This window comes from Leisingera sp. G5_S3_59_S7 (genome assembly GCF_054968485.1).
In genome coordinates this window covers 139,323-160,706 of sequence record NZ_JBQKUH010000001.1, presented here as the reverse complement: position 1 = coordinate 160,706, position 21,384 = coordinate 139,323, and the positions used below count along the sequence as shown (strand labels likewise).

The window sequence follows — 21,384 nt, the reverse complement described above, 5'->3', positions numbered from 1 at the left end:
CATCCCCCGATCCGGGGGCAGAAACGGGGCGCTGATGCGCCCCGTCCCAGTGCTCAGGCGGATTACTCGATCCAGCCTTTTTCCTTATAGTACTTGGCCGCGCCAGGATGCAGCGGAGCCGACAGGCCGTCCGCAATCATCTCTTCCGGCTTCAGGTTGGCGAAGGCCGGGTGCAGCTTCTGGAAGGCTTCGAAGTTTTCGAATACCGAGCTGACGACCGCATAAACCGCATCCTCGGACACGTCTGCCGAGGTCACGAAGGTCGCGCCCACACCAAAGGTCTTCACGTCCTCGTCGGTGCCGCGGTACATGCCGCCGGGAATGGTGGCTGTGCGGTAAAAGGAGTTGTCGCCAACCAGTTTCTCAACCGCTTCGCCGTCCACGGTGACCAGAACAGAGTCACAGGCAGTGGTGGCTTCCTGGATGGAGCCGGACGGGTGGCCGACGGTATAGATCATCGCGTCGATCTGGTTGTCGCACAGCGCCGCGGACTGTTCCGCCGCCTTCAGCTCGGTTGCCAGGGCGAAATCTTCCATGCCCCAGCCCTTGGCGTCCATCAGTACTTCCATGGTGCCGCGCTGGCCGGAGCCCGGGTTGCCGATGTTGACGCGCTTGCCCTTGAGGTCGTCAAAGGTGGAAATGCCGGCATCGGCGCGGGCCACCACGGTGAACGGCTCCGGATGCACCGAGAACACGGCGCGCAGGCCTTCGAACGGGCCCGCTTCCTCAAACTTGGAGGAGCCGTTGTAGGCGTGGTACTGCCAGTCCGACTGGGCGACGCCGAATTGCAGCTCGCCCTCGCGGATGGTGTTGATGTTGTAGACCGAACCGCCGGTGGATTCGACGGCGCACTTGAAGCCGTGCTCCTTGCGGCCCTTGTTCACCAGACGGCAAATGGCGCCGCCGGTCGGATAATACACGCCGGTCACGCCGCCGGTGCCGATGGTGATGAATTCCTGCGCAGATGCTGCCGGAGCCATAAAGGCCGCGGTCACCAAAGCACCGATCGCCAGCTTGGTGTGTTTCATGATCAAGTCTCTCCCACTTGTCTTATGATTTTCAGCCCGGCCCGGGGCTTAGCGAAAGCGGTGTTTTGCTTATCGCACGGCCAGAGAATTTGGCCCCCAAGCAAGGCGTGTGCGGATTTTTTTTGCACGCCCGCAAGGGTTTCACCGGGACCTTCCCAAGTCAAGGGTGCTATCTATTGACGCACCCCTGAAAACAGCATTTTTCTCTGCCATGACGACAGTTAGGTAAATTTCCCCGTCAGTTTTCCCTGGCTTCCAGGTACCGGCATACAAAGAATTTAATTGCAAGGGAAATCTGCGGGCCGGCGATTCTTGCGCTACGGCAATTGCGGTTGGGCTGTCACGTGCCGGGCGGGGTCTGCCACCGCTTTTTGCGCTTGTTTGCTGTTGGTTGGGGGATTGCCCTGGTGACAAATCCGGCAGATGGCGCTAATAAGCGTCACACAAAAATTGATCCGCGGTTCAAGAACCGAAACTGCGGGCAGGAAGTCAGGGAGCTTGCGGCAATGCTGCTGAGCCAAGTAATTCACGACAACCCGTCGCTGACGGATTTCTGGGCTTTGGAGCGCTGCGTCTCCGCCGAGGCCCGCAAGATACCGCAGGAGACCAGTGCGCCGCTGACCTGCGATGTGGAACCGGAGTTCCGCTGCACGCCGCGGAAATGGGATCTGATCCTGTCGGCGGCCCATGAACGCGGCCTGCGGGCACGCCAGGGCTGAATACGCTGCATCCAAGCTTCGGCACGCACGGACGGCCCCGCCAGCCCGCAGGCTCGCGGGGGCCGCATCGTTATTCTGCCGGGCTGGCTGCGGGCGTGCCCTTGATGCGTTCGCGCATGCCTTGCATCATTGCATAAAGCACCGGCACCACGATCACCCCGACAACCGTCGCTGCCAGCATGCCGCCAAAGACCGCGATACCGATGGCGCGCTGGCTGGAAGCCCCTGCGCCGGAGGCCGCCATCAGCGGCACCACCCCCAGCAGGAAGGACAGCGCCGTCATCATCACGGCGCGGAACCGCTGCTTGGCGGCCTCTTGCGCGGCGTCCCGGATACTTAGGCCGGCCGCGCGCTGCTCCATCGCAAATTCAACGATGAGGATGGCGTTCTTGGACGCAAGGCCAATCAGCATGATCATCCCGATCTGGGTGTAGAGGTTGATGTCATTGCCTGCGATGGCTACCGCCGCGACGGCGCCGAACAAGGCAACGATAACAGACAGGAGGATCGCAACCGGCATGGTCCAGCTTTCGTATTGCGCCACCAGGAACAGGTAGCCGAACAGCACCGCCATCGCCAGGATCACCGTCACCAGCCCCGCGGAATCCAGCTGCTGCTGCGCGGTGCCGGTCCACTCAAAGGCATAGCCCGGCGGCAGCGCCGTGGCGGCCTCCTCCTGCATCACCTGGATGGCATCCCCGGTTGACAGCCCGGGCCCGGGCACTGCCGTCACAGTGGCTGAGCGGAAGATATTGTGCCGCTTAAGGAGCACCGGCCCCAGCACGTTCTCCACATCTATGAGGGTCGACAGCGGCACCATCTCGCCGGTCTGCGCCCGCACATAAAGCCCGCCAATGTCCTCGATCTTGTCGCGATAGGAGCCCTCAGCCTGCAGCATCACCTTGTAGACGCGACCGAACAGGTTGAAATCGTTGACATAGTAAGAGCCCAGATGCGTCTGCATGGTCTGGAACACCTCGGCAATCGGCACGTTCAGCGTCTTGGCCTTCTCCCGGTCCAGATCGACAAATACCTGCGGCACGTTGGCCCGGAAGGTGGTGTAGGACTGGGCGATCTCGGGCCGCTGATTGGCAGAATAGACCAGCGATCCCACCGACTGAGCCAGATCCTGCGGAGTGCCGCCCGCGGTTTGCTGGACCGCCATCTCTACACCGGCCGACATGCCCAGTCCGGAGATCGGCGGCGGGTTGAAGGCAACGATGCTGGCCGCGGCCTCGGCGTTGGCGATCCCGTAGATCTGGCCGAGGATAGCGTTTGGCTGCAGGGGTTCGCTCTGCCGCTCATCCCACGGAGCCAGGTTGGCGATGATCATCGCGCCATTGGCGCTGGCGCCGTTCAGCAGGCTGAAGCCATTGACCAGGACTGTGCCCTGGACGCCGGGGATCTGGCGGATCTGTTCGTCAATCCGGCTGGTCACCGTTTCGGTCCGCCCCAAGGCCGCCGCATCGGGCAGCTGCACATCGACAAACAGGTACCCGTTGTCCTCGGACGGGAGGAAGCCTTTTGATGTCGCCGTAAATACCGATCCGGTGCCGAAGGCAAAAGCCGCGATAATCGCCAGCCCGATCACCGGCAGGCGCAGCAGGCGCGTGACAATGCCCAGGTAGCCGTTGCGCACACCGCCGATCATGTTCTCAAACAGGGCCAGCAGCCCCTTGGGCGGGCCTGACCGGGGTTTCAGCACCATGGCGCAAAGCGCGGGCGACAGGGTCAGTGCATTGATCGAGGAGATCACAACCGCAACCGAAATGGTCACGGCAAACTGGGAGAACAGCTTGCCGGTGATCCCGGGCATGAAGGTGACCGGCACAAACACCGCCAGCAGCACCAGCGTGGTCGCGATAACCGGTCCGGTGATCTGACCCATCGCCTTGCGGGTGGCCTCCACCGGGGGCAGACCCTCCTCGGCGATGATCCGTTCGACGTTCTCCACCACCACGATGGCGTCATCGACCACGATGCCGATCGCCAGCACCAGCGCAAACAGCGAGATGGTGTTGAGTGACATGCCAAGGGCCAGCAAAAACGCAAAGGTCCCGATCAGCGACACCGGGATTGCCACCGCCGGAATAACGGTCGCCCGCAGCGAGCCGAGGAAGATAAACACCACCGATATCACCAGCACAAAGGTCATCATCAGGGTGGTGATCACGTCGTTCAGCGATTGCTCCACAAAATCGGTGGTGTTGAAGGGCACGGAATAGGCGACGTCTGCAGGGAAATCCTGCGACAGCCTCTCCAGCTCGGCCAGCACCGCTTCGGAAACGGCCAGCGCATTGGCGCCAGGGGCCTGATAGACCGCCAGGATGGTGGCCGGCACGCCATCGTAAAAGCCCGAGGCGCTGTAGTTGGAGGCGCCCAGTTCCACCCGCGCGATATCGCTCAGCCGCACGGTGCTGCCGCCGTTGCCGGTGCGGATCACGATGTCCTCGAACTCGCTGACCTCGGTCAGGCGGCCCTTGGATTTGATGGTGTACTGGAACACCTGGTCGCCGGGCACCGGCGGTGCACCCACCTGCCCCGCCGAGACCTCGATATTCTGCTCCCGCACCGCGTTGATCACGTCGCCGGGCGATATGCCGAGACCGGCCATCTTGTTGGGGTCGAGCCAGACGCGCATGGCGTATTCAAAGTTTGTCAGGATGTCCGCCTTGCCGACGCCGGCCACCCGCGCCAGCGCATCCTTGATGTTGATGGCGGCATAGTTCGACAGGAACACGCTGTCATAGGTCCCCTCGGGTGAGGTGAGCGCCGTCACCAGCAGCATGTTGGAGGAGCTTTTCTGCGTCACCACACCGTTGGCCGTGACTTCGGCGGGCAGCGCCGCAACCGCTTGCGCCACGCGGTTCTGCACGTTGACGGAGGCAATGTCCGGGTCGGTGCCGACCTCAAAGGTCACCGACAGCGAATAGCTGCCGTTGTCGGCGGAGTTGGAGGACATATAGAGCATCCCGTCCACCCCGTTCACCTGCGCCTCGATCGGCGCGGCGACGCTTTTTTCAACGGTTTCCGCGTTGGCGCCCGGGTAGCTGGCGGTGACGTTCACCACCGGCGGAGTGATTTCCGGGAACTGTGCAACAGGCAGAACGAAATAGCCGATCATCCCCATGACCGTCAGAACCAGGGAAATGACAATTGCGAATTTAGGGCGTGAGATAAAGAGAGAGGAAAACATCGCTTACTCTCCAGCCTGCGCCGCCGGGACCGGATCCACCTCGACACCGGGGCGGATCTTTTGCAGGCCCTGGACCACAACGGTTTCGCCCTGCGTCAGCCCGTCCAGCACGACAATGCCGGTGCCCTGCACATCCCCGGTCACGATATAGCGCTGCTGGACCTGGTTCTGGCCGTCGACAACCAATACAAACGGTCCCTGCTGATCGCGCTGAACCGCGGCCTGGCTGATGATGATCCGGTCAATGGCCTCCTGCGACTGCAGGCCGACGGTCAGAAAAGCACCGTCGAGGATCAACCGGTTGCTGTTGTCGAATTTCGCCCGCACGGTGACGGCGCCGGTGTCCGGGTCAACCCGGTTGCCGGCAAAGGCGATCCGGCCCTTCTCCTCCAGTTCTTCACCGTTCGGCAGCACGACGAACACTTCCGGTGCAGTTTCGGGATTTGCGCGGTCGCGGCCTTTGGCCTCCAGCTCTTGCAGGATCTCGACGAACTGCTTTTCATTCAGCGAGAAGGAGACATAGACCGGCGCCTCCCGCACGATGTTCACCAAGGGGGAGCCGCTGGGGCTTACCACGTCGCCAATGCTGACCTCGACCCGGCCGAGGCGGCCAGAAAACGGCGCGCTGACGTCCGTATAACTCAGATCCAGTTCAGCCTGCTGGATGGCAGCCTTGGCGGCCCGCACCTGGGCTTCGGCCACCAGCTCATTGGCGCGGGCGGTGTCACGGTCCGCCTCCGGCACCGAACCGCGCTCGAACAGTTCCTGCTTGCGGGCCAAGTCCAGCGAGGCCAGCTCCAGGTTGGCTTCCGCCTGCGCCAGTTCCGCCCGGCGGCTCTCCAGCACGGCCTCATAGGCGCTGCGCTCAATACGGAACAGCACATCCCCCCGCTCCACCTCGGCGCCGTCTTCCACCAGCACCTCCTCCAGATAGCCGCTGACACGGGCCATGATGTCGGCCTTGTCAATCGCCTCGCCCCGGCCGATGAACGTGGCCGTGTCCTTGATCGGCTTCACGACAGCCGGCGCCACCGAAACCTTCGGCGCCGCGCCCTGCTGGGCGGCTGCAGGCCCCACAAGCATCAGCCCTGCCGCTGCAACCAACGCAAGACCGGTTCCACTAGACAGGCCTGCAGTCCAAAATCGTGCCATGCTGTGCCCTTTCGAATATTGGAAGTTTATTAGGAATGATTGCAGCAACGGCTGTGGCAGCCGCTTTTGCGGAAACGAAATTTCCTCCATTCAATAATTTGCTAACCTTAACCGCAAGAGCCGTTGTTGCGTCTTGGGCGTTTCTCTTGCTGCGTGGCCCGGACAACCGCACCATTTTCCCCCGGCGCGGTGCTCAATCACCGCCGGGCGGGAACCGCAGGCGGCGGCCAGGGGTTATCAACACGGGAGCCCGACGGACAGGCCGGCCGGGCGGGCCCCGTTGATAGCTGCCGCCGCGCCGCTATCTGATCCCGCAGATGCCGGCAGGCCAGGATGCCAGGAGGATACCATGCGTTGGAGAGGACGCCGCGGAAGCAGCAACATTGAGGACCGGCGGGGCCGGGGTTTCACCGGCAGAACCGCCGGAATCGGCGGCGCGGGGGCGATTCTGATCATTGTGGTCGGCGCCTTTCTGGGTGTGGACCTGACGCCTCTGCTGCAAGGCACGGCACCGCAAAGCAGCCAGTCCGCGCCGGTCACCGAAGCCGACCAGGCCGCGGCCGAATTCGTCAGCGTCGCCCTGGCCGATACTGAGGATGTGTGGTCGACGATTTTCGACCAGCAGCTGGGCCGGGCCTACGATCCAGCTGTTCTGGTGCTTTACAAGGGCGTCACGCAATCGCCCTGCGGCGGGGCCTCCGGCGCGACCGGACCGTTTTATTGCCCGCTGGATGAGAAGGTCTATCTCGACACCTCCTTTTTCACCACGCTCAGCCAGCGGCTGGGCGCCAGCGGTGATTTCGCAGCCGCCTATGTGGTGGCGCATGAGGTTGCCCATCATGTCCAGAACGAACTTGGCATCCTGGGCCAGACCCAGCGAATCCGCGCCCAGGTCAGCGAGGTTGAGTCCAACGCGATCTCCGTGCGCACCGAACTGCAGGCCGATTGCTTCTCCGGCATCTGGGCGCGCTATGCCCGGGATCAGCTGGGCACGCTGGAGCCGGGCGACATCAGCGAAGCGATGAACGCCGCCAAACAGATCGGCGATGACACGCTGCAGCGCAACGCGGGCCAAGTGCCGCAGCCGCATACCTTCTCGCACGGCACCAGCGCCCAGCGGCAGGCTTGGTTTGCGCGCGGGTACGAGAGCGGGGATGTCAACACCTGCGACACTTTCTCGGCCAACTCGCTGTGATCCAGCGGCTGCGGGTTCATTGAATTCTGCCGGGGTTGGTGGTTGTCTAACCTCACAGGCAGCGCTACGCCGGAGCCGGAAACCGGATCGATTCCGGCGCCGCGCCATGGCCGCCGGACTAGGGAGACAGCCAGATGAAAGTTGACGGTACGCATTACCGGTCCCTGTGGTGGGACCATGACAAGGACGCGCTGCAGATCATTGATCAGCGCTGGCTGCCGCATGACTTCCGCATCCAGCAGGTCAGCACCCTGCAGGAATTTGCAGACGCGATTGTCGAAATGCGGGTGCGCGGCGCGCCGCTGATCGGCGCCACCGCGGCCTATGGCATGGCGCTGGCGATGCGGCTGGATCCGTCCGATACCGCGATGGATCAGGCGTGGAGTTTCTTGAACGCCACCCGCCCCACCGCAATCAACCTGCGCTGGGCACTGGACCGGTGCCGCAATCACCTGCGCCCGCTGGCCGAAGGCGAACGCGCCCCGGCGGCCTTGGCGCTGGCCCATGACATCGCCGATGAGGATGTCGAAATCAACCGCAGCATCGGGGCGCATGGGCTGGAGCTGATCAAACAAATCGCCGCCGGCAAACCGGCATGCGAGCCCGTCCGGCTGCTGACCCACTGCAACGCCGGCTGGATTGCCACCGTCGACTGGGGCACCGCCACCAGCCCGATGTACCAGGCCCATGACGCCGGTATTCCGATCCACGTCTGGGTGGATGAGACCCGCCCGCGCAACCAGGGCGCGCTGACTTCTTGGGAACTGGGCAGCCACGGTATCAGCCATAGCTACATCACCGACAACTCCGGCGGCCATCTGATGCAGCACGGCCAGGTCGATCTGGTGATCACCGGCACCGACCGCACCACCCGCCGCGGCGATGTCTGTAACAAGATCGGCACCTACCTCAAGGCGCTGGCAGCCAAGGACAACGGCGTGCCCTTCTATGTCGCCCTGCCCTCGCCGACGATCGACTGGACCGTCTCGGATGGCGTTTCCGAAATTCCGATTGAGGAGCGCAGCGAACGCGAGATCACCCATGTCCAGGGCAAGACGGAGAGCGGTGAAATCGGTGTGGTCCAGGTCACGCCCGATGGTACCCCTGGCGGCAACCCCGCCTTTGACGTGACGCCCAACCGGCTGGTCACAGGGCTGATCACCGAACGCGGCGTCTGCGAAGCCTCCGAGGAAGGCCTGGCCGGGCTGTTCCCGGAAATGGCCGCTGCCAAGTCCGCATGACCGGGGCGTCTGAGGTGAAACCGCCCTACCAGGATTGCACCGGGCTACGGCAGGCGGTGATCGACGCCTGCCTTGAGATGAATGCCACCGGGATCAACCAGGGCACATCCGGCAATATCTCCGTTCGGGCGGGCGATCATATGCTGATCACCCCCTCCGGCGTGCCTTATGAAAAGATGACCCCCGCGGATCTGGTTTGTATGCCGCTGGACGGCAGTGCCGCGCCAGAGGGTCAGCTGAAACCCTCCACCGAGTGGCCGTTTCACTTGGCGATCCTGCAGGCCAAGCCTGCCGTCAACGCCGTTGTCCATGCTCATCCTGTCTATTGCAGCGCGCTGGCGATGAACCGGCAGTCAATCCCCGCCTGCCACTATATGGTGGCGGCCTTTGGCGGCAGCGACGTGCCGGTGGCGGACTATGCCCTGTTCGGCAGCCGCCAGCTGTCGGAAAATATCACCCGCGCTTTGCAGAACCGCAGTGCTTGCCTGATGGCCAACCATGGCGCGGTCGCCACAGGTGAAAGCCTTCCCCGCGCGCTCTGGAGGATGACGGAACTCGAAACACTGGCAAAGGGTTATGCGACCAGCCTGACCTTGGGAAAAACGCATATCCTGAGCGAAGACGAGATGGCGGCGGTGATCGCAGCCTTCGCTGATTACGGCCTGAAAGACAGCCGCTGATTTTGCGCGGACGCAAAGCACAACCGGGGTGAGCCGCCCGCCGCAGGCAATCCCTACCGAACTTGCCGCACTGGCTCCGGAACTTTCCCGATGTGTTTGATATTTAGCGGAAATCTGTGGTGCCCAAGGAGAGACTCGAACTCTCACGATGTTGCCATCGGGGGATTTTGAATCCCCTGCGTCTACCATTCCGCCACTTGGGCCACGCCCTTTTCCTAGCCAAGCCTGCCGCCAAGGTCCAGAGGCAAAACGGCCCTTCTGCGCCGAATTCACACCCCGTTGCAATTTCATCCGCAGCAAAGGTTGACGGAGGCCGGCGCACGTGCCACGTCCCTCTGCAAACGCCGTTGAGGACGCAGGGCGCAGCATGCTGAAACCGTTATATGACCGGACGATGGCCTTGGCCGATCACCCCAAGGCGCTCTGGTGTCTGGCCGCTGTGGCCTTTGTCGAAAGCTCGGTATTTCCGATTCCGCCCGACGTGCTGATGATCCCGATGATCCTGGCCCGCCCGTCCCGCGCCTGGCTGATTGCACTGGTGGCCTTGGCGGCCTCTGTCGCAGGCGGAATGCTCGGCTATGCCATCGGTGCCTTCTTCTATGACAGCATTGGCCAGCCGGTGCTGGAGGCGATGGGCAAAGGCGGCGCCATGTCGGAATTCAACGCCCGCTTCAACGACTTTGGCTTCTGGGCGGTTCTCGGCGCCGGCATCACGCCGTTCCCCTACAAGGTGATCACTATCATGTCGGGCTGGACAGGCATGCCGCTTGGGACCTTCATTGCCACCTCTATCCTTGCGCGGGCACTGCGTTTTTTCATCGTGGCTGGTCTGCTCTGGCAGTTCGGGGCCCCGATCCGCGACTTCATTGAACGCCGCCTGGGGCTGGTCTTCTCGGCCTTTATGGTCGTCCTGTTCGGCGGCTTCCTGATGGTGAGGTTTCTCTGATCATGCACCGCTTATTGATTGTCATCGCTGCCACCGGCTCTGCCGCACTGCTGCTTGGGGCGCTGGGCTTCCAGTACATTGGCGAGATGGCGCCCTGCAAACTGTGCTACTGGCAGCGCTATCCGCATGCTGCGGCGGCCGGGATCGGCGTTCTGGCACTGATCATTCCCAGTGCGGTGCTGCCTTATCTGGGGGCGCTGGCGGCGCTGTCCACTGCCGGGGTCGGCGTCTATCATACCGGTGTTGAGCGCGGCTGGTGGGAAGGCCCCTCCACCTGCACCTCCGGGCCGGTGAGCGGGCTGTCGCCCGATCAGCTGATGGAGCAGATCATGGCCGCGCCGTTGGTGCGCTGCGATGAGGTCCCGTGGGAGCTGTTTTCCCTCTCCATGGCCAGCTGGAATGCCATTGCCTCCTTTGGCCTGGCGCTGATCTGGATTGCCGCCGCCAACCATGCCCGCAAGAAAGGTTAACGGTCCGGTAAGCTGAAACCAGGCCGCTAACCCATTGATCGCGTTTAGGCCGTCCCGGCTTCAGGTGTCCTTTTTCGTGGCCAGCAGCAGATTTGTTTCGCTGCTCACCACCCCCTCAAAGGTGCGGATCTTGGCCAGCGCTGCGTCCAGTGTTTCCAAAGTCTCGGTCCCGAGTTCGATGATCAAATCCCAGCGGCCGTTGGTTGTGTGAATCGCCCGCACCTCCGGCAGCCCTTGCAGCTGCCGGGTGATCCGGCTGGTACCGCGGCCCTCGATGCCGATCATCATCAGGCCGCGCACCGGATCGCGCAGCACATCCTCCTTCAGCACCACGGTGAACCCCAGAATGTCGCCGCGCGCCTGCAGCCGCTCGATCCTGGCCCGCACCGTCGTCCGCGACAGGTTCAGTTCCAGCGCCAGGTCTGACAAAGACGCCCGCGCATTGTGGCGCAGCGCAGAGATCAGACGCTCATCCGTTTTGTCCATACTCCACCTCAATTTGAACAATCAGTTCCCATTATGCGCAAAGTGATGACTGGATTCCATCACATTTCGGAAGTTAACAGGAAGAAAGCCAACGTTTTGAGAGAGCAAAACCGTGACGTCGCAACATTGCATTCTAATTGGAGCCCCGGTCGACAGCGGCAAGCGCCGGGCCGGCTGCCTGATGGGCCCGGACGCCTACCGGACCGCTGGGATTGCCGCCGCCCTGGAAAGCCTTGGCCACACGGTGGAAGATATTGGCAACCTGGCGCCGGAGGCCCATCCTGCCGACACCAATGACGGACTCGTCTACGCCCGCAACGAAACCATCGGCTGGACTTCGCGCCTCGCGCAGGCTGCCGAAGACGCGCTGGAGTGCGGCCTGCCGGTGTTCCTGGGCGGCGATCACTCGCTGTCGCTGGGATCCGTGGCCGGGGCTGCAAACTTTGCCGCAAAGGAAGGCCGGCCGCTGTTTGTGCTTTGGCTGGACGCGCATACGGATTTCCACACGCCGGAGACATCGGACAGCGGCAATCTGCACGGCACACCGGTTGGATATTTCACTGGGCGCAGGGGGTTCGACGACTTTCCTGAAGTTCTGAACCCGGTTCCCGAGGAGAATGTCTGCATGATCGGTCTGCGGTCTGTGGACACTCAGGAGCGGCTCGCGCTGGAAGACAGTTCCATCCGCACCCATGACATGCGCCATATCGATGAAAACGGCATTGCCGGTCCGCTGAACCGGTTCCTGGATCAGGTCGCAGAGGCCAATGGCATGCTTCACGTCTCGCTGGATGTGGACTTTCTCGACCCCTCGGTTGCGCCCGCTGTCGGCACCACTGTTCCCGGCGGTGCCACCGTGCGCGAGGCGCACCTGGTCTGCGAAATTCTGCACGACTCCGGCCTGATGACCTCGCTGGATCTGGTTGAGCTGAACCCGTTCCTGGATGAGCGCGGCCGCACGGCGCATCTGATGGTGGACCTCTGCGCCTCCGCCCTGGGCCGCCGAGTGTTCGACCGCCCGACACGGAGCTACCAGTGACCAGCCTGCAAGCCCCCTCTGCGGTGGTGATGATCCGGCCGCATCATTTCCGCTCGAATCCGGAAACAAAGGGTGACAACGCCTTTCAAACATTGGCCAATGCCTCGGCCACGGCAACCGCGGCCCAGGCGCTGGCGGAATTCGATGGCGCCGTTGAAGCCCTGCGCGGCGCGGGCGTTTCGGTGCATGTGTTCGACGATACCACCACCGAAACCCCGGACAGCGTGTTTCCCAACAATTGGTTCTCTACCCATGCCGGCGGCCACGTTGCGGTTTATCCGATGTTTGCGAAGAACCGCCGCAAGGAGCGCCGCTGGGATGTGATCGAGCTGCTGAAACGGGAGTACCGGGTTCAGGATGTCATCGACTATTCCGGCCTGGAACAGGACGGGCTTTCGCTGGAAGGCACCGGTGCCATGGTGCTGGACCACATCGGCCGCATTGCCTACACCGTGAAGTCCAACCGCGCCGACCCTGTGCTGCTGGAGCGCTTTTGTACTCATTTCAACTTTGAACCCATGGTGTTCGAAGCCAAAGATGAAGCGGGCCGCGACGTGTATCACACCAATGTTCTGATGGGGATCGGCACCGGTTACGCGCTGATCTGCCTGGACATGGTTGCCGATCCCGCCCGCCGCGTTGAGGTTGCCGCACGGCTGGAGGAAACCGGGCGGCAGGTAATTGACCTCACGCCCCATCAGATCGCCAGTTTCGCAGGCAACGCCCTGGAGCTTACTGGCCGCGAACGGCTTCTGGCTCTGTCGGCCAAGGCGCTGGACGCGCTGCGTCCGGATCAGATTTCAGTCATTGAACAGAGCGCAGAGCCGCTGCCGCTGAGCATTCCCACCATCGAAACCGCAGGCGGGTCGGTGCGCTGCATGCTGGCAGGCATCCACCTGAGCCCCCGTGAAAGGAAATCCGCATGACACAGCCTTCGGACAAGGCACTGGTGCCTTTTGTCAGCGTCGACAACATGATGCGCCTCATTCATCACGTCGGCATCGAGCAGATGATGCGCGATCTGGCCGAATATGTGGAAGAAGACTTCAAGCGCTGGGAGCTGTTTGACAAAACCCCGCGCGTCGCCAGCCACTCCGACGTCGGTGTGATCGAGCTGATGCCGACCTCCGATGGGGAGGCCTATGGCTTCAAGTATGTGAACGGCCACCCCAAGAACACGTCCGAAGGGCTGCAAACCGTCACCGCATTCGGCTTGCTGGCGGATGTCTACACCGGTTACCCGGTGCTGCTGACCGAAATGACCATGCTGACCGCGCTGCGCACCGCCGCGACCTCAGCAATGGCCGCCAAGTATCTGGCCCCAAAGGGGTCGACCACGATGGCGATGATCGGCAACGGGGCCCAGTCTGAATTCCAGACGCTGGCGATGAAGGCAATCATCGGCCTGAGATCCGTGCGCCTGTATGATAATGACCCGGCCGCGACCGAAAAATGCGCCCGCAACCTGCAAGGAATGGGAATAGAGGTCGTGTCCTGCAAGACGCCGGAGGAAGCGATCGAAGGCGCGCAGATCCTCACCACCTGCACCGCGGACAAGCAGTATGCCACCATTCTGACCGACAACATGGTGGGCAGCGGCGTCCACATCAACGCGATTGGCGGCGACTGCCCTGGCAAGACCGAACTGGCGCCCGGCATCCTCAACCGGTCCGACGTTTTTGTCGAATACCCGCCGCAAACCCGGATCGAGGGCGAGATCCAGCAGATGCCGGAAGATTTTGCCGTGACCGAACTGTGGGAAGTGATTGCGGGCAATAAACAGGGCCGCACCGGTGACCGCCAGATCACGCTGTTTGACAGCGTCGGCTTTGCCATCGAGGACTTCTCGGCGCTGCGCTATATCCGCGACCGCATCAAGGGGACCGATTACTTCATCGACCTGGACATGCTTGCTGACCCTGACGATCCGCGCGATCTGTTCGGTATGCTTCAGCGCGCCAAACCCTGAGGCGCCGCGCCCTGACACCCAGCAAAGGCGGCCCGCTGAACTGAGGCCGCCGGCACCTCCGGCCTCCTTGTCTGTTCGCCGCAGTCAGCGGCATCTGCCGGCACTGCTCATGGGGATCTGAGCAGTCGCCCCACCGGGAGCAGGCACTCAGGCAAAGAGGCCGGAACCCTTCTTTTCCAAGTAGATGGACGGTTTCGCTTAAGCGTCCAGCTCAGTATCCCAGTACAGGAAGTCCATCCAGCTTTCGTGCAGGTGGTTGGGCGGAAACTTTCGTCCTGTATTGCGCAGCTCCTCCGCCCCCGGCCGCCGCGGCGGTTTGCGCAGCGACATGCCGGCCCGGTGCAGCGATTTGGACCCTTTCTTCAGATTGCAGGGGCTGCAGGCCGCCACGACATTTTCCCAGCTGGTCACACCGCCGGCCGCGCGCGGCACCACATGGTCAAAGGTCAGCTCACCCTTGCTGCCACAGTACTGGCAGCGGAATTCATCCCGCAGAAACAAATTAAAGCGCGTGAAGGCCACGCGCTTTTGAGGTTTCACATAATCTTTCAGAACCACCACAGACGGTATTCGGATCTCGGTACTCGGACTGTGCACCACCTCGTCGTATTCGGCCACAATGGCCACCCGGTCCAGCCAAGCGGCCTTGACCGCATCCTGCCAGGTCCACAAAGACAAAGGATAATAGGAGAGCGGCCGGTAGTCCGCGTTCAGCACCAATGCCGGGTGCTGCTTCAGCGCCCCCGGAGATCTGACAAACTCTGCTCTGAAATCGCCATCCATTTTTGAACGTCTTCCTCGCCCTGATCTTCCGTGTTGCGGAACCAGAGCGGGGAACCCGCCCCAGCCTAACTTTGACTATATATCGTGGTTAGCGCCTGACAAGCCCTGATGATCCACAATATGTCGGGAGCAATCTGTGCTGCTTCCGTGACACCGCGGTGACACTTATCCACAGGGGCTTGGCCTCCGGGGCTCTTGCCCTGCGGCGCCGGGACCCCTATTGCCGTGCCATGACCCGCCTGATCCGTTTCAACAAGCCCTATGACGTTCTGCCCCAGTTCACCGACCGCGGCAGCCAGGACAGCCCGCGGCCCACGCTGAGCAATTATATCGACTGCCCGGGCGTCTATGCGGCCGGCCGCCTGGACCGGGACAGCGAAGGGCTGATGCTGCTGACCGACAACGGCCGTCTGCAAGCCTGGATCACCGACCCCAAGCATAAGATGGACAAAACCTATTGGGTTCAAGTCGAAGGAATTCCGGATCAGGACGCTCTCAGAGCATTGTCGGAAGGTGTCGAACTAAAGGACGGAAAAACCAGGCCCGCCAAGGCCCGGCTGATGCCCGAACCGCCGGGCCTGTGGGTGCGCACGCCGCCGGTCCGGATGCGCAAGACCGTTCCCGATTGCTGGATCGAACTTACCATCCGCGAGGGCCGCAACCGGCAGGTGCGCCGGATGACGGCGGCGGTCGGGCATCCCACGCTGCGCCTGATCCGCTACAGCATCGGCGCCTGGACGCTTGACGGGCTCGCGCAAGGAACATGGGAGGATCTGGAACCGCCCCGGGTTCTCGGACCGCCGAAACCTTCGCAAAAGCCGCCGCGCCGCCCCAAGGCTTCCTTGGCGCGCCCGGCAAAAGGTGACAGACCCCGCCGCCGCTGATAGCCTGCAGCCATGCTGCCGCACGCCCCTGCCCCGATCGCCATTCTCGAAGCGTCGCTCTATGTTGACGACTTGGACGCAGCCGAAGACTTTTATGGCCGTATCTTAGGGCTGGAACGTATTCAGAGGGTGGCAAACCGGCATGTTTTTTTCCGCTGCGGACCCTCCGTCCTGCTGCTGTTCAACGCTGAGGAAACCGTGAAACCACCGGGCAACCCGCGGCTGCCGGTGCCGCCGCACGGCGCCCGCGGGCCCGGGCACGTGTGCTTTGCACAGACCAGGGAAGAATTGCTCTTGATGCGCGCCAGGCTCAAAAAAGCCGGTGTTGCGATAGAGGCTGAGTTTGATTGGCCGAGTGGCGCCCGGTCCGTCTATTTTCGCGATCCGGCCGGAAATTCAGTTGAAATCGCCGAACCGCATCTGTGGGCACCCTGACCTTCCGCGCAAACGGAAGGCCAGGTTTTTCAGCAGGTTACAGCCCAAGCTTGTCGCGCATGAACGCCAGGGCCACGCTCAGCCCGTCGGGCGCGATGCCATGCGCGGTGCCCTTCTGGATATGGGCAAAAACATCCTGGAAGCCCGCCTCCTGCAGCGCTTCGGCAGCCTCGGGCAGCGACTGCACCGGCACCACGTCGTCCTGGTCGCCATGCACCAGCAGCACTGGCATCTTTGAGACCGCTTCATCCTTCAGCAGTTCGGGCTCCAGCAGCCGGCCGGAGAAGGCAACGATCCCTGCCACTGCGTCCTCGCGGCGCGGTGCCACATGCAGGCTCATCATGGTGCCCTGGCTGAAGCCGAACAGCACGACCTGTTCCGGCAGCACGTCCTCGTCCACCATCAGCGCATCCAGGAAGGCGTTCAGATCCTCAATTGCCGACAGCATGCCGCGCATGCTCTCTTCCTCAGATGAGCCGTCAATCCAGGGGATCGGAAACCACTGGAAGCCAAAAGGCGCGCCGGCGCAGGCCTCCGGCGCATCCGGAGCGACAAACAGCGTATCCGGCAGATGCTCCCCCAGCGGATCGGCCAGCCCCAGCAAATCAGCTCCATTGGCGCCATAGCCATGCAGGAACACCACAATCGAGCGGGTGCTGCCGGAAACCGGCTCTTTGCGGCCGGCATTCAGTACACGAGTCATCGGATCCCTTCCCTGTCCTTCGCCACCCGGTAATAGGCCCAGAGAATGCGCGCCGCAACCGACCGCCAGGGGGACCAGGCTTCGGCCATTTGCCGCATTTCGCGTTCCTTGGGCCGGGCGGGCAGCTCAAACAGCACCCGCGCCGCCTCCTGCAAGGCAAGATCACCATGGGCAAACACATCCGCGCGGCCCAGCGAAAACATCGCATATATCTCTGCCGTCCAGAGGCCGACACCCGGAACCTGAACCAGCGTTGCAATCACCTCGGCGTCAGGGGCATCGCGCAAGGCTTTGAAATCAATACGTGCATCTGCCAGGGCGCGGGCATAGCGGATTTTCTGACGGCTTAGGCCAGCGGCGCGCAAATCGTCATCCGTAGCGGCAAGGATTTTGCGTGGGCCGGTGAGTTCCGTCTCTTTCATCCGCGTCCAGATCGCGTTGGCCGAAGCCACGCTGACCTGCTGGCTGACAATCGCGCTCAGAAGTTCCGCAAACCCGTCCGGCCTCCGCCTGAGCGGAAGCGCGCCGGTCAGTTCCAGCGCCCCGGCAAACCGGCTGTCCTGCGCCGCCAGCCACGCGGCACCTTCGGACACGCAGGCGTCACACTGGATGATCCGGCCCACACCCGGCAGGAATGTCTGCACTTCTGACGCCACGTCACCCCCTGATTGGCAGCTGTTGAAAGAAAGCGTGATCGGCAAGCCAATGCCGCTGGCTTGCTCCTCAACATATTCACCGTTACGCATCCCATATGACCATGAGCATGACCACCCCCAGCGACGCCGTCGCCAAGAAAAACGTCGCCATCCTGGTGCTGGCCCAAGCGATCCTCGGCGCGCAGATGCCGATGATCTTTACCATCGGCGGCCTTGCGGGGCAGTCGCTGGCGTCGAACCCCTGTTTTGCAACGCTGCCGATCTCGCTGATCGTCGGCGGGTCGATGCTGGCCGCCACGCCAATTTCGGCAATCATGCAGCGCTGGGGCCGCCGGGCGGGTTTCTTTGTCGGCGCCGCCTTTGGCGCTGTTGGCGGGCTGGTCGGCGCCTATGGTCTGTATCTGGGCTCCTTCCCCATCTTTCTGCTCGGCAGCCTGCTGACCGGCGTCTACATGAGCGCGCACGGGTTTTACCGCTTTGCCGCCGCCGATACAGCCTCCGAAGCCTTCCGCCCCAAGGCGATCTCTTACGTTATGGCAGGCGGGCTGGCGGCGGCGATCATCGGGCCGCAGATTGTGAAGGCCACCAGCCAAGCTTTTGTTATTCCATTCCTTGGCACTTATCTGGCCGTAATTGCGGTCAACGTCCTGGGCGCTGCGCTGTTCCTGTTTCTCGAAATTCCTAAACCGCCTGCCCCCACTGAGGACAGCCCAAAGGGCCGCAGCCGGATGGAACTGCTGAAGACTCCGGTGATCGCGGTGGCAGTTATTTGCGCGATGGTTTCCTATGCGCTGATGAACCTGGTGATGACCTCGACCCCGCTGGCCGTTGTCGGCTGCGGCTATACCGAGGGCAACGCCGCGGATGTGGTCACCTGGCATGTACTGGCGATGTATGTGCCCTCTTTCTTTACGGGCCACCTGATTGCCCGTTTCGGCGTGGAAAAAATCGTCGCCGCCGGTTTGGTGATCCTCGCAGGTGCCGGTGCCGTCGCGCTGCAAGGCGTTGATCTGGAGAACTTCTTCATAGCGCTGGTGCTGCTGGGCATCGGCTGGAACTTTGGTTTCATCGGCGCCACCACGATGCTGGCCGGCGCGCATGAAAGCTATGAGCGCGGCCGGATGCAGGGGCTGAACGACCTCCTGGTCTTTGGCGGCGTCACCATGGCCTCGCTGGCATCTGGCGGGCTGATGAACTGCTCGGGCGGCAACCCGGTGGAGGGCTGGAGCGCAGTGAACATGGCCATGGCCCCCTTCCTGGTGCTGGCGGGCGGCGCGCTGATGTGGCTGGTGTTGCGCCCTAAAGAGGCCTGATGTCCTAGCGGCAGGCAAAAAGAAAGGCGCCCGGGGAGGCGCCTTTTTCTTTGGCAGGGGTTTACCAGCGCCCCAGGGCTGTACGCCACATCAAACCGGCCCTGCGCCGGAACTCGCTCTGCCCAAGCGCGCCTTGCGCCACCCGTTCGGGCTGCCGGATGGCCTGTTTCAGCAGGCCCTCCGCTTGCCAGCCCGCCAGCAGCGCAGCGCCCGACTGCTTCGAAATCCTCCCGCCGCGTGAGCGGGAGTTTTGTATTTTCTCCAACCCCTTATGCGCCAAAGCTTGCACACCCTCCAGGGTGCCGTCCAACAGAGGTATCCGCTTTTGCGCCTCCAGTTCCGGAATGGCGCGCAGCCAATTGGCGACACCAGTGCCATAGGCAAAATCGCGCACCGCAGCCTCATCCGCCCGACCCAAGGACGCGGCCGCCATCCACATCAGCGACCCGCTGGTCCGGTCGATATAGCTGTCAAAAGCGGCCTCATCCTCAAAGGGGTCTTTGTAGATGTCCCAGCGCCGTGCCTCGGCCATGCCGTCGATGCAGGCCGCAAGCTCCGGCTTGAGCAGTTGCGCCAAGGGTGTCGCCACATAGTGGCGCCGGACCGGCTTGCCTTCGGCGATCTCCGCCCCGACGTCGCGCCACCACTGCACCCGCATTTCGGCAATCATGCTCTCCTGGCTGGCCCAGGGTGCGCGCGCCAGCTCGATATTGAAGGCGTACAGCGCAAACAGCAGCGGCCGCGCCTGAACCGGCGCGGCCATCGTGGCCAGAAACCGGTCCGGGTCGCTCTTTTGCACCAGGTCGGCGCAGGCCGTCAGGTCCGCGTCAAACTGCATCCGTCCGCCCGGTTCCGCAGTCATGCACCAGCTTCCAGCGGATTGCATCCAGCAGCGCCTCAAACGATGCGTCTATGATGTTCGGGCTGACACCAACAGTGGACCAGCGGCGGCCCTGGCTGTCCTCACTGTCGATGATGACGCGGGTAACAGCTTCGGTTCCGCCCTGGGTGATCCGCACTTTAAAGTCGACCAGCCGCATGTCCTCCAGCTGTGACGAGTAGCGCCCAAGATCCTTGATCAGCGCCCGGGCCAGCGCGTTCACCGGGCCGCGGTCGCTGCCGGTTTCATCCAGCGATTCACTGACAGACAACCGTTTTTCGCCATCGACCTTCACCACCACAACCGCCTCCGACAGGCTCACCATGCGGTTGTACTTGTTCTTGCGGCGCTCGACGGTGACCTTGTAGCGCTTGACCTCAAAGAACTCCGGCAGCTGGTCCAGCTCATCGCGCGCCAGCAGTTCGAACGAAGCCTGCGCTGTATCGTAGGAATAGCCTTCCGCCTCGCGCTCCTTGATCCGCTCCAGAATCCGCGCCAGCGCTGGGTTGCCCTTATCAACAGACAGCCCCGCATCGGTCAAACGCTTGCGCAGGTTCGACTGCCCGGCCTGGTTCGACATCGGGATGACGCGCGCATTGCCGACCTTATCCGGCTCGATATGCTCATAGGTCGACGGATCCTTGAGGATCGCGCTGGCATGCAGCCCCGCCTTATGGGCAAAGGCTGACGCCCCCACATAGGCTGCCTGCCGCACCGGAACCCGGTTCAGGATATCATCCAGCATCCGGCTGATGCGGGTCAGCCCGGCAAGCGCCTGCAGGCTCACACCGGTCTCGAACTGGCTGGCATAGGGCTCCTTCAGCAGCAGTGTCGGGATCAGCGCGGTCAGGTTGGCATTCCCGCAGCGTTCGCCCAAACCATTCAGCGTTCCTTGGATCTGCCGCGCCCCTGCGTCTACCGCAGCCAATGAGCACGCCACGGCATTTTCCGTGTCGTTATGGGTGTGTATACCCAGTTTCTCACCCGGAATTCCGGCGCCAACAACCTCTGTGACGATGCGGCTCACCTCGGCCGGCAGCGCGCCGCCATTGGTGTCGCACAGCACCACCCAGCGCGCTCCGGCCTCCAGCGCGGCCCGGCAAGCCGCCAGTGCATAGTCCGGATTGTCCTTGTAGCCGTCAAAAAAATGCTCGGCGTCAAACAGCGCCTCGCGCCCCTGCGCCACGATATGGGCGACCGAGGCGCGGATGTTGTCGAGGTTCTCCTCCAGCGTGATCCCCAGCGCGTGGGTCACGTGATAGTCGTGGCTTTTGCCGACCAGACACACCGCTTGGGTGCCCGCATTCATCACTGCCGCCAGCACATCATCGTTGTCCGCCGACCGCCCGGCCCGCTTGGTCATGCCAAAGGCGGTCATGGTGGCACGGGTGTCCGGCGCTTCGCTGAAAAACGCGCTGTCTGTCGGATTCGCCCCGGGCCAGCCGCCCTCGATATAGTCGATACCAAGATCGTCCAGCGCCCGCGCGATCTGCTTCTTTTCCGCGGTGGAGAATTGAACGCCTTGGGTCTGCTGCCCGTCGCGCAACGTGGTGTCGTAAAGATAGAGGCGTTCCTTGGCCATCAAAGCGCCTCCATCGACAGGAGGTTC

At 62.8% G+C, this 21,384-nt stretch carries 21 protein-coding genes and 1 tRNA gene; 12 read left to right on the top strand and 10 right to left on the bottom strand.

The features are described from left to right. Positions 1–62: 62 nt before the first annotated feature. Positions 63–1,028 carry a TAXI family TRAP transporter solute-binding subunit gene (locus tag ACTRWG_RS00760; protein WP_027237647.1) on the bottom strand — a complete coding sequence of 322 codons (966 nt, stop codon included), beginning with the start codon at positions 1,026–1,028 and terminating at the stop codon, positions 63–65. Positions 1,029–1,534: 506 nt separating this feature from the next. Here ACTRWG_RS00760 and ACTRWG_RS00755 point away from each other — a divergent pair. After that, entirely contained in the window at positions 1,535–1,747 is a 213-nt protein-coding gene (locus ACTRWG_RS00755) for a hypothetical protein (RefSeq protein WP_027237646.1), read from the top strand. 70 nt (positions 1,748–1,817) lie between these two features. Here ACTRWG_RS00755 and ACTRWG_RS00750 read toward each other — a convergent pair whose 3' ends face one another. Both ACTRWG_RS00750 and ACTRWG_RS00745 read right to left on the bottom strand, forming a co-directional pair. Next, positions 1,818–4,943 carry an efflux RND transporter permease subunit gene (locus ACTRWG_RS00750; protein ID WP_027237645.1) on the bottom strand — a complete coding sequence of 1,042 codons (3,126 nt, stop codon included), beginning with the start codon at positions 4,941–4,943 and terminating at the stop codon, positions 1,818–1,820. Between the two features lie 3 nt (positions 4,944–4,946). Then, on the bottom strand, positions 4,947–6,095 hold the full coding sequence (locus ACTRWG_RS00745) for an efflux RND transporter periplasmic adaptor subunit (protein WP_462828830.1): 1,149 nt from the start codon (positions 6,093–6,095) through the stop codon (positions 4,947–4,949). A gap of 349 nt (positions 6,096–6,444) precedes the next feature. Between ACTRWG_RS00745 and ypfJ the strand changes: the two genes are divergently transcribed. From ypfJ to ACTRWG_RS00730, 3 genes are all read left to right on the top strand, one after another. Beyond that, positions 6,445–7,290 (top strand): KPN_02809 family neutral zinc metallopeptidase, encoded by an 846-nt coding sequence (gene ypfJ / locus ACTRWG_RS00740; RefSeq protein WP_259959227.1) that lies wholly within the window; start codon positions 6,445–6,447, stop codon positions 7,288–7,290. A 134-nt stretch (positions 7,291–7,424) separates the two neighbouring features. Then, positions 7,425–8,531 carry an S-methyl-5-thioribose-1-phosphate isomerase gene (gene mtnA / locus ACTRWG_RS00735; RefSeq protein ID WP_462828829.1) on the top strand — a complete coding sequence of 369 codons (1,107 nt, stop codon included), beginning with the start codon at positions 7,425–7,427 and terminating at the stop codon, positions 8,529–8,531. Next, positions 8,528–9,211, top strand: a complete 684-nt coding sequence (locus ACTRWG_RS00730; RefSeq protein WP_051357844.1) for a class II aldolase/adducin family protein — start codon at positions 8,528–8,530, stop codon at positions 9,209–9,211. Before mtnA ends, ACTRWG_RS00730 begins: the two co-directional genes overlap by 4 nt. Before the next feature lie 117 nt (positions 9,212–9,328). On the opposite strand, the gene ACTRWG_RS00725 is transcribed toward ACTRWG_RS00730, so the two are convergent. Then, positions 9,329–9,414: transfer RNA gene (locus ACTRWG_RS00725), tRNA-Leu, on the bottom strand. Positions 9,415–9,578: 164 nt separating this feature from the next. Between ACTRWG_RS00725 and ACTRWG_RS00720 the strand changes: the two genes are divergently transcribed. Then, complete coding sequence (locus ACTRWG_RS00720) at positions 9,579–10,157, top strand: YqaA family protein (protein WP_027237640.1); 579 nt, start codon at positions 9,579–9,581, stop codon at positions 10,155–10,157. A gap of 2 nt (positions 10,158–10,159) precedes the next feature. Further along, positions 10,160–10,627: a disulfide bond formation protein B gene (locus ACTRWG_RS00715; RefSeq protein ID WP_027237639.1), complete on the top strand. Its 468-nt coding sequence runs from the start codon at positions 10,160–10,162 to the stop codon at positions 10,625–10,627. A gap of 60 nt (positions 10,628–10,687) precedes the next feature. On the opposite strand, the gene ACTRWG_RS00710 is transcribed toward ACTRWG_RS00715, so the two are convergent. Beyond that, complete coding sequence (locus tag ACTRWG_RS00710; protein ID WP_027237638.1) at positions 10,688–11,113, bottom strand: Lrp/AsnC family transcriptional regulator; 426 nt, start codon at positions 11,111–11,113, stop codon at positions 10,688–10,690. A 112-nt stretch (positions 11,114–11,225) separates the two neighbouring features. Between ACTRWG_RS00710 and rocF the strand changes: the two genes are divergently transcribed. Genes rocF through ACTRWG_RS00695 form a run of 3 tightly spaced genes read left to right on the top strand, consistent with a single transcriptional unit; the run spans position 11,226 to position 14,121 of the window. Continuing rightward, complete coding sequence (gene rocF, locus ACTRWG_RS00705; RefSeq protein ID WP_259959232.1) at positions 11,226–12,152, top strand: arginase; 927 nt, start codon at positions 11,226–11,228, stop codon at positions 12,150–12,152. Next, positions 12,149–13,078 (top strand): citrulline utilization hydrolase CtlX, encoded by a 930-nt coding sequence (gene ctlX, locus ACTRWG_RS00700; RefSeq protein ID WP_462828827.1) that lies wholly within the window; start codon positions 12,149–12,151, stop codon positions 13,076–13,078. The genes rocF and ctlX overlap by 4 nt, the downstream gene beginning before the upstream one ends. Beyond that, complete coding sequence (locus ACTRWG_RS00695; RefSeq protein WP_462828826.1) at positions 13,075–14,121, top strand: ornithine cyclodeaminase; 1,047 nt, start codon at positions 13,075–13,077, stop codon at positions 14,119–14,121. Before ctlX ends, ACTRWG_RS00695 begins: the two co-directional genes overlap by 4 nt. A 198-nt stretch (positions 14,122–14,319) precedes the next feature. On the opposite strand, the gene ACTRWG_RS00690 is transcribed toward ACTRWG_RS00695, so the two are convergent. Then, positions 14,320–14,904, bottom strand: coding sequence for an HNH endonuclease (locus ACTRWG_RS00690; RefSeq protein WP_027237634.1), 585 nt, complete (start codon positions 14,902–14,904; stop codon positions 14,320–14,322). 230 nt (positions 14,905–15,134) lie between these two features. Here ACTRWG_RS00690 and ACTRWG_RS00685 point away from each other — a divergent pair, with 230 nt between their 5' ends. Both ACTRWG_RS00685 and ACTRWG_RS00680 read left to right on the top strand, forming a co-directional pair. After that, a complete protein-coding gene (locus ACTRWG_RS00685) occupies positions 15,135–15,788 on the top strand; it encodes a pseudouridine synthase (RefSeq protein WP_027237633.1) in 654 nt (217 codons plus the stop codon). A gap of 12 nt (positions 15,789–15,800) precedes the next feature. Next, positions 15,801–16,223, top strand: a complete 423-nt coding sequence (locus ACTRWG_RS00680; RefSeq protein WP_027237632.1) for a VOC family protein — start codon at positions 15,801–15,803, stop codon at positions 16,221–16,223. A gap of 37 nt (positions 16,224–16,260) precedes the next feature. Here the strand turns inward: ACTRWG_RS00680 and ACTRWG_RS00675 are convergent, their stop codons facing one another. Both ACTRWG_RS00675 and ACTRWG_RS00670 read right to left on the bottom strand, forming a co-directional pair. Beyond that, on the bottom strand, positions 16,261–16,926 hold the full coding sequence (locus tag ACTRWG_RS00675; RefSeq protein ID WP_027237631.1) for an alpha/beta hydrolase: 666 nt from the start codon (positions 16,924–16,926) through the stop codon (positions 16,261–16,263). Beyond that, positions 16,923–17,582 (bottom strand): DNA-3-methyladenine glycosylase family protein, encoded by a 660-nt coding sequence (locus ACTRWG_RS00670; protein ID WP_245597400.1) that lies wholly within the window; start codon positions 17,580–17,582, stop codon positions 16,923–16,925. The genes ACTRWG_RS00675 and ACTRWG_RS00670 overlap by 4 nt, the downstream gene beginning before the upstream one ends. Positions 17,583–17,677: 95 nt before the next feature. On the opposite strand from ACTRWG_RS00670, the gene ACTRWG_RS00665 reads away from it, so the two are divergent. After that, entirely contained in the window at positions 17,678–18,895 is a 1,218-nt protein-coding gene (locus ACTRWG_RS00665) for an MFS transporter (protein WP_259969501.1), read from the top strand. Positions 18,896–18,956: 61 nt separating this feature from the next. Here the strand turns inward: ACTRWG_RS00665 and ACTRWG_RS00660 are convergent, their stop codons facing one another. Then, positions 18,957–19,733, bottom strand: a complete 777-nt coding sequence (locus ACTRWG_RS00660) for a squalene/phytoene synthase family protein (RefSeq protein ID WP_027237628.1) — start codon at positions 19,731–19,733, stop codon at positions 18,957–18,959. Further along, complete coding sequence (cimA, locus tag ACTRWG_RS00655) at positions 19,723–21,357, bottom strand: citramalate synthase (RefSeq protein ID WP_027237627.1); 1,635 nt, start codon at positions 21,355–21,357, stop codon at positions 19,723–19,725. The genes ACTRWG_RS00660 and cimA overlap by 11 nt, the downstream gene beginning before the upstream one ends. Between the last annotated feature and the right edge of the window lie 27 nt (positions 21,358–21,384).

Coding starts and splice junctions, on each gene's coding strand:
- ACTRWG_RS00720 (WP_027237640.1), top strand. CDS start 9,579: ATGCTGAAACCGTTATATGACCGGACGATGGCCTTGGCCGATCACCCC.
- ACTRWG_RS00685 (WP_027237633.1), top strand. CDS start 15,135: ATGACCCGCCTGATCCGTTTCAACAAGCCCTATGACGTTCTGCCCCAG.
- ACTRWG_RS00755 (WP_027237646.1), top strand. CDS start 1,535: ATGCTGCTGAGCCAAGTAATTCACGACAACCCGTCGCTGACGGATTTC.
- ACTRWG_RS00695 (WP_462828826.1), top strand. CDS start 13,075: ATGACACAGCCTTCGGACAAGGCACTGGTGCCTTTTGTCAGCGTCGAC.
- ypfJ (WP_259959227.1), top strand. CDS start 6,445: ATGCGTTGGAGAGGACGCCGCGGAAGCAGCAACATTGAGGACCGGCGG.
- cimA (WP_027237627.1), bottom strand. CDS start 21,357: ATGGCCAAGGAACGCCTCTATCTTTACGACACCACGTTGCGCGACGGG.
- ACTRWG_RS00710 (WP_027237638.1), bottom strand. CDS start 11,113: ATGGACAAAACGGATGAGCGTCTGATCTCTGCGCTGCGCCACAATGCG.
- ACTRWG_RS00730 (WP_051357844.1), top strand. CDS start 8,528: ATGACCGGGGCGTCTGAGGTGAAACCGCCCTACCAGGATTGCACCGGG.
- ACTRWG_RS00745 (WP_462828830.1), bottom strand. CDS start 6,095: ATGGCACGATTTTGGACTGCAGGCCTGTCTAGTGGAACCGGTCTTGCG.
- ACTRWG_RS00675 (WP_027237631.1), bottom strand. CDS start 16,926: ATGACTCGTGTACTGAATGCCGGCCGCAAAGAGCCGGTTTCCGGCAGC.
- ACTRWG_RS00660 (WP_027237628.1), bottom strand. CDS start 19,733: ATGCAGTTTGACGCGGACCTGACGGCCTGCGCCGACCTGGTGCAAAAG.
- mtnA (WP_462828829.1), top strand. CDS start 7,425: ATGAAAGTTGACGGTACGCATTACCGGTCCCTGTGGTGGGACCATGAC.
- ACTRWG_RS00665 (WP_259969501.1), top strand. CDS start 17,678: ATGACCATGAGCATGACCACCCCCAGCGACGCCGTCGCCAAGAAAAAC.
- ACTRWG_RS00750 (WP_027237645.1), bottom strand. CDS start 4,943: ATGTTTTCCTCTCTCTTTATCTCACGCCCTAAATTCGCAATTGTCATT.
- ACTRWG_RS00715 (WP_027237639.1), top strand. CDS start 10,160: ATGCACCGCTTATTGATTGTCATCGCTGCCACCGGCTCTGCCGCACTG.
- ACTRWG_RS00760 (WP_027237647.1), bottom strand. CDS start 1,028: ATGAAACACACCAAGCTGGCGATCGGTGCTTTGGTGACCGCGGCCTTT.
- ACTRWG_RS00680 (WP_027237632.1), top strand. CDS start 15,801: ATGCTGCCGCACGCCCCTGCCCCGATCGCCATTCTCGAAGCGTCGCTC.
- ACTRWG_RS00690 (WP_027237634.1), bottom strand. CDS start 14,904: ATGGATGGCGATTTCAGAGCAGAGTTTGTCAGATCTCCGGGGGCGCTG.